At 66.2% G+C, this 15,884-nt stretch carries 17 protein-coding genes and 1 riboswitch; of the genes, 12 read left to right on the top strand and 5 right to left on the bottom strand.

What is annotated here, in order from left to right; genetic code table 11:
* Position 1: 1 nt before the first annotated feature.
* From ACODRV_RS00480 to ACODRV_RS00470, 3 genes are read right to left on the bottom strand one after another with little or no spacing between them, the layout of a single operon-like run.
* Positions 2–364 (bottom strand): energy transducer TonB, encoded by a 363-nt coding sequence (locus ACODRV_RS00480; protein WP_141625737.1) that lies wholly within the window; start codon positions 362–364, stop codon positions 2–4.
* On the bottom strand, positions 361–1,359 hold the full coding sequence (gene cuyA / locus ACODRV_RS00475; protein WP_488907059.1) for a D-cysteate sulfo-lyase: 999 nt from the start codon (positions 1,357–1,359) through the stop codon (positions 361–363). The genes ACODRV_RS00480 and cuyA overlap by 4 nt, the downstream gene beginning before the upstream one ends.
* Positions 1,360–1,419: 60 nt before the next feature.
* The gene (locus ACODRV_RS00470) at positions 1,420–1,824 is read right to left on the bottom strand and encodes a BLUF domain-containing protein (protein WP_141625735.1); all 405 of its coding nucleotides are present in this window, start codon (positions 1,822–1,824) and stop codon (positions 1,420–1,422) included.
* A 508-nt stretch (positions 1,825–2,332) separates the two neighbouring features.
* Between ACODRV_RS00470 and ACODRV_RS00465 the strand changes: the two genes are divergently transcribed.
* From ACODRV_RS00465 to ACODRV_RS00425, 9 genes are all read left to right on the top strand, one after another.
* Complete coding sequence (locus tag ACODRV_RS00465; protein WP_141625734.1) at positions 2,333–2,944, top strand: TetR/AcrR family transcriptional regulator; 612 nt, start codon at positions 2,333–2,335, stop codon at positions 2,942–2,944.
* A 227-nt stretch (positions 2,945–3,171) separates the two neighbouring features.
* Complete coding sequence (locus tag ACODRV_RS00460; RefSeq protein ID WP_141625733.1) at positions 3,172–3,720, top strand: phage tail protein; 549 nt, start codon at positions 3,172–3,174, stop codon at positions 3,718–3,720.
* Between the two features lie 30 nt (positions 3,721–3,750).
* Positions 3,751–4,299 carry a phage tail protein gene (locus ACODRV_RS00455; protein WP_141625732.1) on the top strand — a complete coding sequence of 183 codons (549 nt, stop codon included), beginning with the start codon at positions 3,751–3,753 and terminating at the stop codon, positions 4,297–4,299.
* Between the two features lie 36 nt (positions 4,300–4,335).
* Positions 4,336–4,444, top strand: a riboswitch (TPP riboswitch).
* A gap of 166 nt (positions 4,445–4,610) precedes the next feature.
* Positions 4,611–6,557, top strand: a complete 1,947-nt coding sequence (thiC, locus tag ACODRV_RS00450; protein WP_488907058.1) for a phosphomethylpyrimidine synthase ThiC — start codon at positions 4,611–4,613, stop codon at positions 6,555–6,557.
* A 70-nt stretch (positions 6,558–6,627) separates the two neighbouring features.
* Complete coding sequence (locus ACODRV_RS00445; protein WP_488907057.1) at positions 6,628–8,322, top strand: RNA-directed DNA polymerase; 1,695 nt, start codon at positions 6,628–6,630, stop codon at positions 8,320–8,322.
* Between the two features lie 505 nt (positions 8,323–8,827).
* On the top strand, positions 8,828–9,535 hold the full coding sequence (locus tag ACODRV_RS00440; RefSeq protein ID WP_488907440.1) for an ATPase: 708 nt from the start codon (positions 8,828–8,830) through the stop codon (positions 9,533–9,535).
* A gap of 173 nt (positions 9,536–9,708) precedes the next feature.
* Entirely contained in the window at positions 9,709–10,455 is a 747-nt protein-coding gene (locus tag ACODRV_RS00435) for a DUF4272 domain-containing protein (RefSeq protein ID WP_488907056.1), read from the top strand.
* A 59-nt stretch (positions 10,456–10,514) separates the two neighbouring features.
* A complete protein-coding gene (locus tag ACODRV_RS00430; protein WP_488907055.1) occupies positions 10,515–10,757 on the top strand; it encodes a hypothetical protein in 243 nt (80 codons plus the stop codon).
* 178 nt (positions 10,758–10,935) lie between these two features.
* A complete protein-coding gene (locus ACODRV_RS00425; RefSeq protein ID WP_488907054.1) occupies positions 10,936–11,472 on the top strand; it encodes a hypothetical protein in 537 nt (178 codons plus the stop codon).
* A gap of 215 nt (positions 11,473–11,687) precedes the next feature.
* On the opposite strand, the gene ACODRV_RS00420 is transcribed toward ACODRV_RS00425, so the two are convergent.
* Positions 11,688–12,359: a DsbA family oxidoreductase gene (locus tag ACODRV_RS00420; RefSeq protein WP_488907053.1), complete on the bottom strand. Its 672-nt coding sequence runs from the start codon at positions 12,357–12,359 to the stop codon at positions 11,688–11,690.
* 80 nt (positions 12,360–12,439) lie between these two features.
* On the opposite strand from ACODRV_RS00420, the gene ACODRV_RS00415 reads away from it, so the two are divergent.
* Positions 12,440–13,246: a DUF2461 domain-containing protein gene (locus ACODRV_RS00415; protein WP_488907052.1), complete on the top strand. Its 807-nt coding sequence runs from the start codon at positions 12,440–12,442 to the stop codon at positions 13,244–13,246.
* Positions 13,247–13,401: 155 nt separating this feature from the next.
* Positions 13,402–13,593 carry a hypothetical protein gene (locus tag ACODRV_RS00410; protein ID WP_141625725.1) on the top strand — a complete coding sequence of 64 codons (192 nt, stop codon included), beginning with the start codon at positions 13,402–13,404 and terminating at the stop codon, positions 13,591–13,593.
* 139 nt (positions 13,594–13,732) lie between these two features.
* Here ACODRV_RS00410 and ACODRV_RS00405 read toward each other — a convergent pair whose 3' ends face one another.
* Positions 13,733–14,908 (bottom strand): acetyl-CoA C-acetyltransferase, encoded by a 1,176-nt coding sequence (locus tag ACODRV_RS00405; protein WP_488907051.1) that lies wholly within the window; start codon positions 14,906–14,908, stop codon positions 13,733–13,735.
* 148 nt (positions 14,909–15,056) lie between these two features.
* On the opposite strand from ACODRV_RS00405, the gene trhA reads away from it, so the two are divergent.
* Entirely contained in the window at positions 15,057–15,773 is a 717-nt protein-coding gene (gene trhA / locus ACODRV_RS00400) for a PAQR family membrane homeostasis protein TrhA (RefSeq protein ID WP_141625723.1), read from the top strand.
* The last annotated feature ends 111 nt before the right edge of the window (positions 15,774–15,884 follow it).

The following is a 15,884-nucleotide window of genomic DNA, read 5'->3' as shown; positions in this document are numbered from 1 at the left end:
CTCAATCGTCCAGCCGGAAGCGCGTGGTCCAGCGGACCCGGGCCCCGATCCCGGCTCTGCGAGCCTGCTCTTCGGACAGCCGGGTCTGAGCCGCCACCCGCAGCGCCGCGGGTCCGAACCCTTGCCCCGCCGGCTCCTCCGACTCGACCCGGCAGTCCGTGACGCTGCCGTCCTGCTGCACCCCGCAGTTCAGCACCACCCGCCCCTCGCCCGGCTCGAGGGCGGACGACAACGAGGGCGGCTGGCTGGGCGGCGCAGGCGTTTGGATCGGGTGCGGCGGAGAGGCCGTTTCCTGCCCGAGGACCATCGCCGGCGTCGCCAGAACCAGCGCCAGCCCGATCATCCCGCCCAGCGCACGCTTCACAGCGATCCCCCGATCTCACTCTCATACCCGAACAGCCCCTGCGCCCCGCCGGTGTGCAGGAAGACCACCGTCTCCCCCTCTAACCGGCCCGCCTTCGCCAGGGCGATCAGCCCCTTCATCGCCTTGCCCGTATAGACCGGGTCCAGCACGATCCCGTCCGTCCGCGCCGCCAGCGTCAGGGCCTCGATCACCGCGCTATCGACGATGCCATAACCGCCCCCGACATGGTCGCAGTCGGCCACGACCATCTCCGGCGTCACCGCATCGGGCCGTCCCAGCAAGGCCGCCGTCTCGCGGGCCAGCTTCAGGACGTTCTCCTCCTGCTTCGGCTTCGGCGCCCGCACCCCGATGCCCAGCACCGGAATGTCCGCCCCCATCACCGCCAGCCCGGCCACCAGACCCGCGTGGGTCCCCGCGCTGCCCGTGGCCGTCACGATCCGGTCGATCCGCATGTCCAGCTCATCGGCCCCGACCACGATCTCGCGCGCGCAGTCGACATAGCCCAGCGCGCCCACGGCGTTCGAGCCGCCGCCCGGGATCACATAGGGCTTGCCGCCCCGCGCCCGTACATCCGCCGCCGTCTTCTCAAGCTCGGCGACCATGTCCGTCCCGCCCGGCACGCGCCGGATGCCCGCCCCGAACAGCCGGTCCAGCAGCACATTGCCGTTCTCGACATAGTCGGTCGCGGTCGAGCCGGTGCGCTCCTCCAGAATGATCTCGCACTTCAGCCCGTGCGCGGCGGCGGCCGCCGCCGTCTGGCGCACATGGTTCGACTGCACCGCCCCCTGCGTCACCAGCGTATCGGCATCCTGCTCGAACGCCTCGCCCAGCAGGAACTCAAGCTTGCGGGTCTTGTTGCCGCCCCCGGCCAGCCCGGTGCAGTCATCGCGCTTGATCCACAGCTCGACGCCCAGCGCCTCGCCCAGTCGCGGCAGCGGCTCCAGCGGCGTCGGCAGATGCGCCAGTCGGACACGGGGAAAGCGGGCGAGGTGCATGATCGGGGCTCCGTTTGCGACATCCTCCGGTACTCCGATCAGCGCCGGTCCCCAAGGGGTTCAGGCGCGCCCGACCGCCTTCTGCATCAACATCACCAGCCTCTCGGGCGCCGGCGACCGGTCGTTCATCAGGGTGGCCAGTTCGGGCGCCAGATCGGGCGTGATCCGTGCGCTGGCCATGCTCCAGCCCTCGAACCGGCGCTCGTCGATGCGTCGACGCTCCAGCAACACGATGTCCCGATGCCGCTTGTCCCGCTCCAGCCGTCGCAACAGCGTATCCAGCATGCCGGGATCGCCCTCGATCACCTGCAGGAACTCATCGCCGTGCACGGCCAGCGCCCCGGTCAGGCCCGCGCGCGCATTGTTGCGCTGCGCCTCCCCCAGCAACTCGGCCAGATTGGCCAGCACATGGGTCGGCCGCGTCGAGACGCTGCGATAGATCAGGCGGTCCAGTGGGTTCGGCATGCGCGCTCCAGCTTGACCTCTGCAATAGCAACCCGCGCCGCCCGCTCCAACAAGACATTGAAAAATCAAGCCTCTGTACGGAAGCCGACACAGGGCCTGACAAAAAGACGCAAAAGCCGCGCCTGTGTCCGGAACCGAACTCGTCATTCGCTGTTATCGCATCGGACCTTGCGGCGATGCGCGCTCGACAAAGTCCGCATAAAGCGGCCCCGGTCCCTGCCACGCCCCCCGACGCAGACCGGGGCCGCGCCTTGTCTGGCTTACCCTTACCCCTCCACCACGCTTCGCGCGCCCCCCCTCCCCGCCTCCGGCGGAGAGGTGAGGCTTCCGATCACCTCTCCACGCAGTGGGGAGGTGGCGCGCCGCGACTTCGCGGCGTGACGGAGGGGTCGCAGCCGCACAGCCTGCGAAGCATGGTGGAGGGGTGACGCCCCACACCCCACACCCCACACCCCAAGGCGCCCCATTCCCCTTGCCCGACTCACCCGCCCGGCCCGAGAGTGGCGGCATGGCCGAATCGCCTCTCCGCCTGCGCGACCGAAGCGCGACCGAAGCCGCCATCGTCGAGGCGGGCGAACGTATCCTGCTGCGTGACGGCTTTCCGGGCCTGAACGTCCAGACCCTGGCCTCCGAGGCGGGCTGTGATCGCAAACTGGTCTATCGCTATTTCGAGGGCGCCGACGGCGTCGTCGGCCGCATCGCCGCCCGCGCCCACGCCAGTCTGGCCGACAGCCTGAACCGGACGCCCGCCGTCGAGACCGAGTCCCTGCGCGCCTTCGCCCGGCTCAGCCTCTCGGCCTGGGTCGCCGCGCTGCGCTCCAGCCCCCTGACCCTGCGGCTGATGGCCTGGGCGCTGGTCGAGACCTCGCCCCTGCTGACCCGCATCGAGGACGAGCGCGCGGCCCTGCTTCAGGCGTGGATGCGGGAGCGTCGTCCCCGCCTGCGCGTCCCGCCCGAGGGCGATCCCGCCGCGCTCAACGCCGTGCTTCTGGCCGCCGTCCAGCATCTGGCCCTGTCGGCGGACGCCCGCCCCGGCGTCGGCGGCGTGGCCCTGGACGACGCGGGCTGGACCCGCATCGAAACCGCGCTGGACCGCCTGCTGGTCGCCTTCCCGGACTGAAGGGGCGGCGGCCCGCCTGTGCTTGATGGCGCACGCCGTCGCCGATCCATCGCTGGCGACAACCCCCGCCGCCAATACGACAGTCGTGCGAATTCTCCCCGCGACACAACCCTGAGCCATTGCCATTCCCGAAATTCGTGCATTGATAGGCCAACAAGCAACCTGACGTCATTGGGGGCGCGGGGCACAGGTCGGGGGCGGCAAAAGCCCTCGTCGGGGAGGTTTTCATGGATATCTACATCGGCACGATCCAGCCGTTCGCGTTCCAGTGGGCGCCGCGCGGCTGGATGTTCTGCAGCGGCCAGATTCTGGCGATCGCCAGCAATACCGCCCTGTTCTCGCTGTTGGGCACGACCTACGGCGGCAATGGCCAGAACACCTTCGCCCTGCCCAACCTGAACGGCCGCACCATCCTGGGTCAGGGCCCCAGCACTACCGGCACGACCTATTCCATGGGCGAGATGGCCGGGGTGGAGACCACCACCCTGATCCAGACCCAGATGCCCCAGCACACCCACGGCCTGATGGGTACGACCAACGCCGCCACCACCAACGAGCCCGGCTCCACCGTCGTCCTGGCGTCCGCCAACGGTTCGGATCCGACCAGCGGCGACGCCGTCAATGTCCATGTCTACGGCCCCGGCCCGGCCAGCACGACCCTGGCGCCCAACGCGATCGGCATCGCGGGCGGATCGCAGCCGTTCAACATCATGCAGCCCTTCCTGGTGGTGAACTACTGCATCGCGACCACGGGCATCTTCCCGTCGCGCAACTGACTTCATTCATCTTTTCAGGGAGAATCCCTCATGAGTGAGGTCTTCATCGGCTCGATCCAGCCTTTCGGCTTCGATTTCGCCCCACGCGGCTGGATGATCTGCAACGGCAGGCTCCTGTCCATCGCCCAGTACGATGCGCTCTTCGCCCTCATCGGCACCACCTACGGCGGCGACGGCGTCACCACCTTCGCCATCCCCGACACCCGCGGCCGCACGCTTCTCGGCCAGGGGGCGACCTACTTCGGGCACAGCTACAGCATGGGCCAGACCGGCGGTTTCGAGACGGTCACCCTGACGTCGCAGAACCTGCCCATGCACACCCATATGATGATGGCCAGCTTCCAGTCAGCCACCCTGCCCGCCCCCGGCGCGGGCGAGTGGCTCAGCGGCGCGAACGGCAGCGACCCCACCGCGGGCGACGCCGTGACGGTTCACATCTACGCCCCCGCGGGCGGCACGATGAACGCCATGAACGATCTGACGCCCGCCGGGGGCAGCCAGCCCGTCGGGATCGACCAGCCCTTCCTCGTCAACAACTACTGCATCGCCGTCTACGGCATCTTCCCCAGCCGCAACTGATCCGTTGAACCGATCCCCCCGGAGGCGTAAGGCTGCTTCCGTTCTCCGGGGGGCGGCATTCGAGCCGCTGAGATTGAGGTAGCCCTCTGACCCGTCGAACCTGATCCGGGTCATGCCGGCGAAGGGATGAGTACGCTTCGGGTCACGGCCTCTCGCCACAGAACCCGCACGCCCGACGTCGGCGGACCTCAAACGCTTTGAGGCCGCCAATGAATATCCAGGTTACCCCACCCAAGGCATCCGAGGCTCAAGCAGCGAGCGACCGCGTCGCGAGCGGTAGCCTCCCGCTTAAGGACGCGCGTGACGAAGTCATGCGCGAGACCGGCCGCATCCCCACCGGCCCCCGCGCCGGCGGCGTGAAGGTCTATGTGGCGGGCGAGCTGTATCCGGATATTCGCGTCCCCTTCCGCGAGGTCGCCGTCCACCCCAGCGCCAATGAGCCGCCGGTGACGATGTATGACTCCTCGGGCCCCTACACCGACCCCTCCGTCACCATCGACATCAAGCGCGGCCTGCCGAAGGTGAAGTCGAGCTGGCAGCTGGACCGCGGCGACATCGCCCGCGTCGAGCACCCGCGCGAGGTCAAGCCCGAGGACAACGGCCACGCCAGCGGCAAACACCTCGCCCCGCGCTTCGACGTCTCGAACCATCAGGTCTTCAAGGGCGTCGAGGGCCGCCCCGTCACCCAGTACGAATACGCCCGCGCGGGCATCATCACGCCCGAGATGGAATACGTCGCCATCCGCGAGAACATGCGGCGGGCTGCGCCGGGCGTCGGGGATGGGGCGTCGGGTGTGGGGGGCAGCCGGCACATCACCCTCGCCGACGGCTCCACCGTCGCCCTCCCCGACACCCCACACCCCACACCCCACACCCGGGACGGCGAGTCCTTCGGCGCCGAGATTCCCGACTATGTGACCCCGGAATTCGTCCGCTCCGAAATCGCCCGCGGCCGCGCCATCATCCCGCACAACATCAACCACCCCGAAGTCGAGCCGATGATCATCGGCCGCAACTTCCTGGTGAAGATCAACGCCAACATCGGCAACTCGGCGGTCCTCTCCAGCGTCGACGACGAGGTCGACAAACTGGTCTGGGCCACCCGCTGGGGCGCCGACAACGTCATGGACCTGTCGACCGGCCGCAACATCCACAACATCCGTGACTGGATCATCCGCAACTCCAGCGTCCCCATCGGCACCGTGCCCATCTATCAGGCGCTGGAGAAGGTGAACGGCGTCGCCGAGGACCTGACCTGGGAGGTGTTCCGCGACACCCTGATCGAACAGGCCGAACAGGGCGTGGACTACTTCACCATCCACGCGGGCGTCCGCCTGCCCTTCGTGCCCCTGACCGCCAAACGCGTCACCGGCATCGTCTCGCGCGGCGGCTCGATCATGGCCAAGTGGTGCCTGGCCCACCACAAGGAGTCCTTCCTCTACGAGCATTTCGAGGACATCTGCGACATCATGCGGGCCTACGACGTGTCGTTCAGCCTCGGCGACGGCCTGCGCCCCGGCTCCATCGCCGACGCCAATGATGAGGCCCAGTTCGCCGAGCTGCGCACCCTGGGCGAGCTGACGAAGATCGCCTGGGCCAAGGGCTGTCAGGTCATGATCGAAGGCCCCGGCCACGTGCCGATGCACAAGATCAAGGCCAACATGGATGAGCAGCTCAAGCACTGCCACGAGGCGCCCTTCTACACCCTCGGGCCGCTGACCACCGACATCGCGCCGGGCTATGACCACATCACCAGCGCCATCGGGGCGGCCATGATCGGCTGGTTCGGCACGGCCATGCTCTGCTACGTCACGCCCAAGGAGCACCTCGGCCTGCCCGACCGTCAGGACGTCAAGGACGGCGTCATCACCTACAAGATCGCCGCCCACGCCGCCGACCTGGCCAAGGGCCACCCGGCCGCCCGCCTCCACGACGACGCCCTGTCGCGCGCCCGGTTCGAGTTCCGCTGGGAAGACCAGTTCAACCTCGGCCTCGACCCCGAAACGGCCCGCAAATACCACGACGAGACCCTGCCGAAGGAGGCGCACAAGACCGCCCACTTCTGCTCCATGTGCGGCCCGAAATTCTGCTCGATGAAGATCAGCCAGGACATCCGGGATGCGGCGCGCGGGCAGAATGATGCGGGGGCGTCACTGGGGCTGGGAACGCAGGCGTCCGCCGCCGAGGCTGAGGCCGGGATGGCGGAGATGAGCGCGAAGTTCCGCGCCGGGGGCGGGGTGGTGGAGGTGAAGGTCTAACGTCGACACCCCGTCCATTTGGCTGCTAGGTGGCGATAACCAAAAGTTGTCGCCACCGCTGGGGATCTGGATGCCTAAAAAGGAAGTGTTAGAGGCGCTCCTAAGAAAAGGGTACTTCCCGAAGGAACTTCCCTCTGCGTTTACCACTGATGATTTTGGACGACACGCCGAAGAAATCATCAATGACTGGTCTGCATCTAAGCTATACAAGAAAGATCAACTCAAGGCATCAAAGAAGAAGAACAAGAGAAACTGCTATTCGTATGCGTTGCCCAGCGCCGAGATAGAGGTCATCTCGACGCCGAAGAGGGGATACGAGCGCCGCGACGTCCATGTCACCCACCCCATCCCCCAAGCCCTACTGACGCTTGAAATGGCGCAGAATTGGCGCTCGGTGCAAAAATGGCTGGCGCGACAACATTACTCTATGGACGAAATACGGGTCTCATCTCAGTATCCGAGAGCCATAAAAGGCATCAATTTTTCACTTCATCGCGTCAAGAAATCCTACATAGAGGCCAGCGCAGACTGGTTAGTAAAAACAGACATTACTCGTTTCTACCCATCGATTTATACGCACTCCATTCCTTGGGGAGCGTATGGAAAGGAGCGGGTAAAGTCCTCGTTGAGCTCCTACAAAGGCTCTGTAGCAGACCGTTTCGATGCATTGGTCAGAGCGTGCAATCGTAACCAGACCGTAGGCATTCCCATCGGCCCAGAGACGTCGCGCATTCTCGCGGAGGTCATTTCGTCTCGCATCGACTCCGAGTTCCAAGCCGCCTGCCCTAAACTGCCTGCTGATGCGGTCGATCGCCTCCAGGACGACTGGTTTCTCGGTCTCAAGTCTCTTGAAGCAGCGGAGAGCGCCTTGGCTTCGATCGTTGGCGTGTACCGAACCTACGGTCTGGACATTAATGGCAGCAAAACGTCAGTGGCACGTATGGTCGCCCATACGGAAGAAGCTTGGATTTCAGAACTAGGCGCGTTTCTCTCCCATCGATCGGGCGTATTGTCCGGGACTCGCCTGCGGGAATTCTTGACCCTCACTCTGAGGCTTCAAGCTCAACACGAAAAAAGTGCTGTCACGAATTACGCTCTAACCGTTCTAGAGAACCACAGCACCAATTTGGAAGATGTAGAAATACTTGAATCGTTTCTACTCAAGGCTGCAGTTGTATCCCCAGGCTCGATGTCACGAATTTGCGAACTGCTTCTAAACATCGAACACCGAACCAAATCGGTTTCCAGAAAACGAGTTGGACCGCGCTTCACGGAATTGGCAGAGCGCAACCTGACGAACGGAAACTTGTTCGAGACCATCTGGCAACTGTACACCCTCAGAGGGCTGAAAATTGGGGTTAACTCATCGCTTATTTCAGAATTGTCAGAAGTCACGCCATCTAGCTCGCTTGCCCTCGTTCTCCTCGACTTAGACAGCCGGGGGCAGTGGGTTCGTCAGCTCCCCAAGACCACTTGGGAAGCTGGCATCACCAAAGAACGGGTGCGATGCGATTGGATTTGGTTGCTTGCTTATGAAGGCTTTCGGAAGGGCTGGCTAAAGGACACTCGTGGCGTGATGGGTGATGGATTTTTTGCCCCAATGTCTGCGCGAGACGTCGTGTTTTACGATCCCAAGCGAAACGTTCGACCCACGTCGAAGGTGGTGAAACTGCGAGCCCAAACTCGTAGCCGAAACATGAAGGATATCCATCGCTTCATCACGGAAGTCCGAGGCGTGCATGCTCCCGAGGAAGACTACTACTGAACTGTTCGCCCCCCCCTTGTCCTCCTCGCCAGACCTGACGGGACCGGCGAATACCACCTTCATCACCGCTTCCTGCGCCACCCCGCGGGGGCGTTCCGGTTCGTCAATCCAGACGCGGCCTCCCTCTCCCGCCGGGAGAGGGATATCACCAGTTTTCGCGAACTCGTGATCGGCTAGATCAATTCGATCCCGGTTTGTTCTGGTACGACTTGAGTCGGGTCATCACCCACACTTTTGCTGCGGCTTCAGCCATCCCCGCACGGCGGGTCCGCATTCGGCGGACGGGACGACGGATTTTCCGTCAGCAGCAAAGGGAGAGACTGCCATGGCGGATAACACCGTCGAACGAGTGAAGTTGGTCGCGGTTCGTGCTTACGAGCGCATCCGTTTCCGGCGATTGGAGAAGGTATGCGCACACTTCCGCTCATACCCCCACCAGTACGTTTTTGACTTCATGAAGTGAGGCTTCGAAGCTCGCGGGTGATGACCCAACTCGGCGGAGGATCTGAATGCCACCCTCGTCCTCCTCGCCGGGCCGAACGGCGCCGGGAAGACCACCTTCATCAACAGCTTCCTGCGCGAGCGCGCGGAGGCGTTCCAGTTCGTCAATCCGGACGAAGTCGCGCGGGACCTGACCGGCGCGGGCAGAGCCCGTGATCTGGCCGCTGGACGCCGGGTGCTGGAGCGTCTGGACCAACTGGTCGCCGCGCGGGCGGACTTCGTGCTGGAGACGACCCTGGCCACCCGCTCGCACGCCGTCCGCATCCGCGACTGGAAGGCGGCCGGATACCGGTTCGAGCTGGTCTATCTGCGTCTGCCCAGCGCGGAACACTCCATCGCCCGTGTCGCGAACCGTGTCGCGCAGGGCGGTCACGGCATTCCGGAGGACACCCTGCGCCGCCGCTTCGTCGTCAGCGGCGAATATCTGGAGAGCACCTACAAACCGCTCGCGGACAGCTGGGAAATCTACGCCAGTGGCGGCCCGATGCCCGAACTGCTGGATTTGGGGACCGCGATGAACAAGTCGATCTTCGATCACGAAACCGTCCTGAAGGCCCTCCGCCGCGCGGCGGATATGGCCAGGAACGGCACGCGCGAGGAACAGTCCGGCAAATTCCTGCCGCCGCCCGGCTGGAAGGGTCGCCTGATCACCGGCGCCCCCGGCGAGCTGGACGACCTCAAGCCCAAGCCCGCCAAGGGCAAGGCCGCCTGACCTACAAAATCCCTTCTCCCGACGGGAGAAGGGGACCCGGAGGGCCGGATGAGGGTCGGCTGGCGCACTGCTTCGCTCTGCGCGCCTGAAGCCCTCTCCCATCAGGAGAGCCCCACTTGCCCTCCACTCCGCTTCCGCCTTACCTCGCCCCGCATCAAACCGGGGAGGCTGACATGGGCTGGTGGGACAAGTTGTTCGGCAAGGGCGCCGGTCCGTCTCGCCCCGATCCTGCTGGGCGCCTGAGCATCCCCCTGCCCGAGCCGGACCCTGACGCCACCGTTTACGGCGATCAGCCTCTGCGCAAACAGTGGGCGGAAGACGTGCTCCGGGCCGAGGGCGTGCCGATCAATCCGCATCTGCCGATGATCGAGAGCGAGGCGCAAATCACCCTGCGCACCGCCGCCGAGGTCGCCGGACGCCTCAGCGCCCTGAGCGTCGTCGCGGCCCGGGCCTCCGGCCTCGAGACTGATCAGGCTCGCCACTTCATCACCGAGCGAGGGCTGGCCCAGCACCTGAGCCCGGCCGAGCGCGCCTTCATGGCTGATGACGCCCCCTCGGAGCGCAACCGCATCCAGTTCTCGTGGCGCTATGAGGCGGCCTGGGTGCTGCTCTGGGCGCTGCAGCATGTGGATGGCCCGCTCGATCGACCGAACGCGCCCTGTGATGTGGACCGGCTGACCGGCACGGTCATCCACACCGAGGCGTTGGATCGTCCGGGTCTGCGTCGCGCCAACGACATCCTGAACGAGGCGGACCTGATCTACCGCCGCCACTGGGCCGTCCGTCAGGCCGGTCTCGACGGCCGCGAGCCGCCCGCCGACCTTCACCCCGGCGTGGTCATGGAGCGCCATCACGCGCTCAACTGGCTGATCGGCTATGCCGACAACGCCGACTGGGACGACGTCACCACAGACACCTGATCCCGGCGGTCCCCAGGGGAGGGCTCGACGAGGAGAGCGCTCGCGCGCATCCTCCTGCCATGACCCAGCGCCTCCTGCCCGCCACCGCCCGCAAGGCCTCCGCCACCGGAGCGGCCGCCGTCGGCGCGGCGACGGTGGGGACGCTCGGCGCCGGGATGCTGGCGATCGGGGCTCTGGCCATCGGCGCCCTGGCCATCGGCGCGCTGAAGATCGGCCGCGCCCGCGTGCGGCGGCTGCATGTCGACGAGCTGAGCGTGGGGGTGCTGAGGATCGGGCGGATCCAGAGAGGGATTAGGGACTAGGGACCAGGGACTAGGGACTAGGGATTAGGTCGCTGCCGCAACCCACGCTGCCCCGCTCCCAACCACGGCCCCTCACCCCTTCTAATCCCTAATCCCTGGTCCCTAATCCCTCCCTTCCCCCATACGACCAAAAACGACGTACCAGCGTTCTATCATGCCTCCAGACCCGGAGGCTCTCATGGACGACACCCCTCCCCTTCCCCGCTATCGACGCGCCCCGGACCATGTCTGGGATCAGGTGCGCGAGGACTATCTGGCCGGATATTCCGCGCGGGAGTGCAGCCGGCGCCACGGCGTCGGGGTCACCAACATCCGGCGGCGCGCGGCCGAGCAGGGCTGGCGCAGGGTGGATCAGACATGGACCTCGCCCCCGGCGCTGGATCCGGATGACGAGGGCGCGGCTCTGGCCGCCGACGTGGACGGCGATCTGGACGAGATCGCGCTGAGAGAACTGGCCTGGGTGGCGATCCGGCGGATGATGCGCGCGGTCCTGAAAGGTAACGCCGCCGAGGCCCTCCGCTGGCGCCGCGTCCGCATCGCGATGGAGGACGAGGACGAGGAAATGATGCGCAAGATCTACATCTTCCGACGCGACTACCCGGAGCGCGCCGCCGCCGCCGAAGCCGCCGCGTGCGAACTGCACAATGTGGACGAAGTGGACGAAGTGGACGGTGTTTTTCCGCAGAGGGGTGCAGATTCAGGCGCGACCGCGTGAAGCCGCCGCCGAAGCCCGCCTCGCCTGCTATCGTCATCCCGGACAAGCGCTCGCGAAGCGGGCGCGCGATCCGGGACCCAGCGGCGCCGCGACGGCGGCGAAACACCGGACAAAGACGCGGAAACACCGACGCTCCCGACACCTTCGCGCTCACGCGCGCCGCTGGGTCCCGGGGTTCGCTTCGCGCCCCCGGGATGACGGTAGCAGCGGAAGAGCTAGGAGGCGCTCGCCGCCTCTTCCTTCGCAATGTTCCGCAGGGCCTGTTCGAACACCTCCGGCGGCTGGCCGCCCGAGATCAGGTATTTGCCCTCGACCACCACGGCGGGGACCGAGCTGATGCCGCGCGACTGCCACAGGGCCTCTTCGGCGCGCACCGCCTGCACATAGCGGTCAGACGCCAGCACCTCCGCCGCCTCGGCGCGGTTCAGGCCCACGGCCTCGGCAGCGGCGGTCAGTTCGCCCGCGTCGGTCAGGTTGCGGCCCTCGGTGAAGTGGATGCGGAACAGGGCCTTCTTCAGGTCCGGCTGTTTGTCCGGCGCCGTCTCGCCCGCCCAGTACAGCAGGCGGTGGGCGTCGAAGGTGTTCCAGATCCGGCTCTCGGCCGTCATCCGCATGTCGAAGCCGACCGCGCCGGCGCGCTCGGTGATCATGGCCCGGTTGGCCGCCGACTGTTCAGGGGTGGAGCCGTACTTCCGGCCGATGTGCTCGACGATGTTCTCGCCCTCGGGCGCCATCTGCGGGTTCAGCTCGAACGGGCGGAAGGCGACTTCCGCCTCGATGCCTTCGGACTTCAGCTTGTCCAGCGCGGTCTCCAGGCCGCCCAGGCCCACCACGCACCACGGACAGACGACGTCCGACACGAAATCGATCTTCAGGGGTTTGGTCATCTTCGCCATCCGCAACAGGTTCAGGCGCATATGGGAAGCCCCGCTTCACCCGCAACGCCGTCCCGGATATTGCTGACGCCATGACCTTTTCCGGCTTCGCCTCCGCCGACCTGGCCTTCCTGACCGGTCTCGCCGCCAACAATGACCGCGACTGGTTCGCGGCCCACCGCGCCGCCTACGATCAGGGGCTCAAGCCCGCGCTGGCGGCCCTGATCGCCGAGACCTCGACCGCCTGCGCGGCGCTGGACCTGCCCCTGTCGGGCGATCCGAAGCGCAGCGTCTTCCGCATCCACCGCGACACCCGCTTCGCCAAGGACAAGCGGCCCTACAAGACCCACGTCTCCTGCACCCTGACCCGCGACGGCCGGAAGATGAGCCCCGGCATGATGTACATCCACATCGAGCCCGAGGGCGGCTCGCGCCCCGGCTTCGATCCGGACAGCATCGACCCGCTGGACCCGTCCACCCATCCCTCGGCGCAGGCGCAAGGCGCTGACGACGGGCCCTTCGGCAACGGTCCCTTTGTCGCCTGCGGCTTCTATCTGGACGAGCGGCCCCACATCGACGCGGTCCGCCGCTTCATCGTCGCCCAACCCGCCCGCTGGGCCGCCGTCGAGGCCGCCCTGGCCAAGGCCGGGCTGACGCTCGATCCCGGCGCCCCGGTCAAACGCATGCCCAAGGGGTTCGAGGATCAGGCCGGGACCGATCTGGAAACGGCGCTGAAGCGCACCCGCTGGCTGGTCTCCCGCCCTCTCACGGGCGCCGAAATCGCCTCTGCGGACCTTCCGGCCACGCTGGCGAGCTTCGCGGCGTCCTCCAGACCCCTGCTCGATTTCGGCTGGTCGGCGCTGGATCGCGAAAGTCCGTCCGGTAGCGTACACATTTGATTTATCTGGCTTTCCTTCGGTAGATGGCGCATAGTTCCGTTATCGCGAGCCGGGTGTACCCCTGAGCGCGTCGCGACTGAGAGACATTGGCCCGCCCCGCCTGAATAATGGGGCCGTTCGAACACTCCCGCTCCATCCAGACACGGGATAAAGCCATGTCCGCCTTCAGCCTTCGCCTGCATTACATCTCGGGCGGCGACCCGACTGAAGAGACCCTCGACGCCATCGACGAGAGCGAAGCCCGCGAGCTGGCTCGCGTCCGCCTGCTGCTCACCCGCGACTACAGCCATGTGGAGCTGCACCGCGCCGGCGAGCCCCTGCACGTCTTCGCCCGCGACCCCGGCTGAGCCGGTACGTCCGTTTTTGACGCATGGGCGTGCTTCAATGACCGGGTCCGTCTCCGGACCCGATCTTTGACATTCTGAACCCGGAACACAGACGCGAAATCCGGGCCGTACCGGACAACATCCGGCACGACCGATTTCGCTAGGCCCGCTCGACGCACATGGCGACGCCCATGCCGCCGCCGATGCACAGGGTCGCCAGCCCCTTCTTCGCGTCCCGGCGCTGCATTTCAAACAGCAGGGTCGTCAGGATGCGCGCGCCCGAGGCGCCGATCGGGTGACCGATAGCGATGGCGCCGCCGTTGACGTTCACCTTGTCCGGGTCGAGGCCCAGTTCCTTGACCACGCACAGCGACTGGGCGGCGAAGGCTTCGTTGGACTCGATCAGGTCCAGATCGGCGACGGTCCAGCCGGCCTTCTCCAGCGCTTTTTTCGACGCCGGGATCGGGCCCGTGCCCATCACCGCCGGATCGACGCCCGCCGTGGCCGACGACGCGATGCGCGCCAGCGGGGTCAGGCCCCGGGCCTTCGCCTCGTCCGCGCTCATCAGCACCAGAGCCGCCGCGCCGTCGTTCAGGCCCGAGGCGTTGGCGGCGGTGACGCTGCCCTCCTTGTTGAAGGCCGGACGCAGTTTCTCCATCGCCTCGAGGGTCGCGCCGTGGCGGATGTACTCATCCTTCTCGACAACCGTGTCGCCCTTCTTCGAGGCGATGACCACCGGAGTAATCTCGTCATCGAAACGGCCCGCCAGCTGCGCCGCCTCGGCCTTGTGCTGACTGGCCAGGGCGAACCGGTCCTGCGCCTCGCGGGCGATGTCGAACTTCGCCGCGATGTTCTCTGCCGTCTGGCCCATGTGATAGCCGTTGAAGGCGTCCCACAGGCCGTCCTTGATCATGGTGTCGATCAGGGTGACGTCGCCCATCTTCTGGCCGCCGCGCAGCTGCTGGGCGTGCACCGCCTGGCTCATGCTCTCCTGTCCGCCGGCGACGACGATCCTCGCGTCGCCCGTCGCGATCTGCTGGGCGCCCACGGCCACCGCGCGCAGGCCCGAGCCGCAGATCTGGTTCAGGGTCCAGGCCGGGGTCTCCTTCGGCAGCCCCGCGCCGATGGACGCCTGGCGGCCAGGCCCCTGTCCGTTCGCCGCCTGCAGGACATGGCCCAGCACCACCTCGTCCACCTCTTCGGGCGCGACACCCGCGCGTTCCAGCGCGGCCTTGATGGCGACCGAACCCAACTGCGCGGCGCTCAGGCTGGACAGGGCGCCCAGAAAACTACCGACCGGGGTGCGGGCGGCCGAGACGATGACAACGTCCGTCATTTAAATTCACTCCACGGGGAATAATCTTGTGGCGCTTTTGCCGCATCGCAGCACGTTCGTCAGCCCCCCGCGGCGGATTCACCGGATAGTCACCGGCTTCCCGCCATATTCGCAGGAACGAAGTACGCAGTCCGGTCTTGAAGGGACCATGCTGATGCGTCTGAAACGGCTCCTCCGTCACGTCTGCACCCCAGACGAGCTCGACATGATCGAGCACTACGTGTCACCCGCCGAAAAGACGGCGGATCTGGTCGTACACGTCGTCGGACTGACCCTCGCCGTGGTGGGCGGCGGCCTGCTGGCGGTGCTGGCGATGGTCTACGCCGGGGTCGGCGCGGCGGTGGCCACGGCCATCTATGCCCTGTGTCTGGTCGGCATGCTCAGCGCCTCGACCCTCTACAACCAGATACGCCCCTGCGCGGCCCGTCCGGTCCTGCGACGACTGGACGAGGCGGCCATCTTCCTGATGATCGCGGGCAGCTACACCCCCTTCACCACGCAGCGGTTCGAGGGGTGGTGGGCCATCGGCTTCACCCTGCTGGTCTGGGTCGTCGGCCTGTCCGGGGCCTTCGCCAAGGTGCTGCTGCCGCGCCTCTCCGACGCCTTCTGGAGCGCCATCTACGTGGCCTTCGGCTGGCTGGTGGTCATCGCCCTCAAGCCGATGATCGAGACAGTCCACCCGGCCGCCCTGACTCTGCTGGTCATCGGCGGACTGATCTACACCGCCGGCGTCTTCGTCTTCATCAGCCCCAAGGTGAAGTTCCGGCGCGCCATCTGGCACGGCTTCGTCGTCACCGGCGCCACGGTCCACTGGGCCGCCGTGCTGGTCGGCGTCGTCCTCGCGCCCGCGGCAATGGCTGGCTAGAGCGAAATCGGTTCGAATGCAGCCGAATTTGAATTCAGATTTCGCTCAAGATGTTGATTCTGAACCATTATCTGATTTCGAACCGTTTCGGTCCGAACCGATAATGGTCTA

The organism is Brevundimonas sp. FG8 (assembly GCF_057808845.1).
The sequence above is the reverse complement of the archived record's forward strand: the minus strand, read 5'-3'. Positions and strand labels throughout refer to the sequence as shown.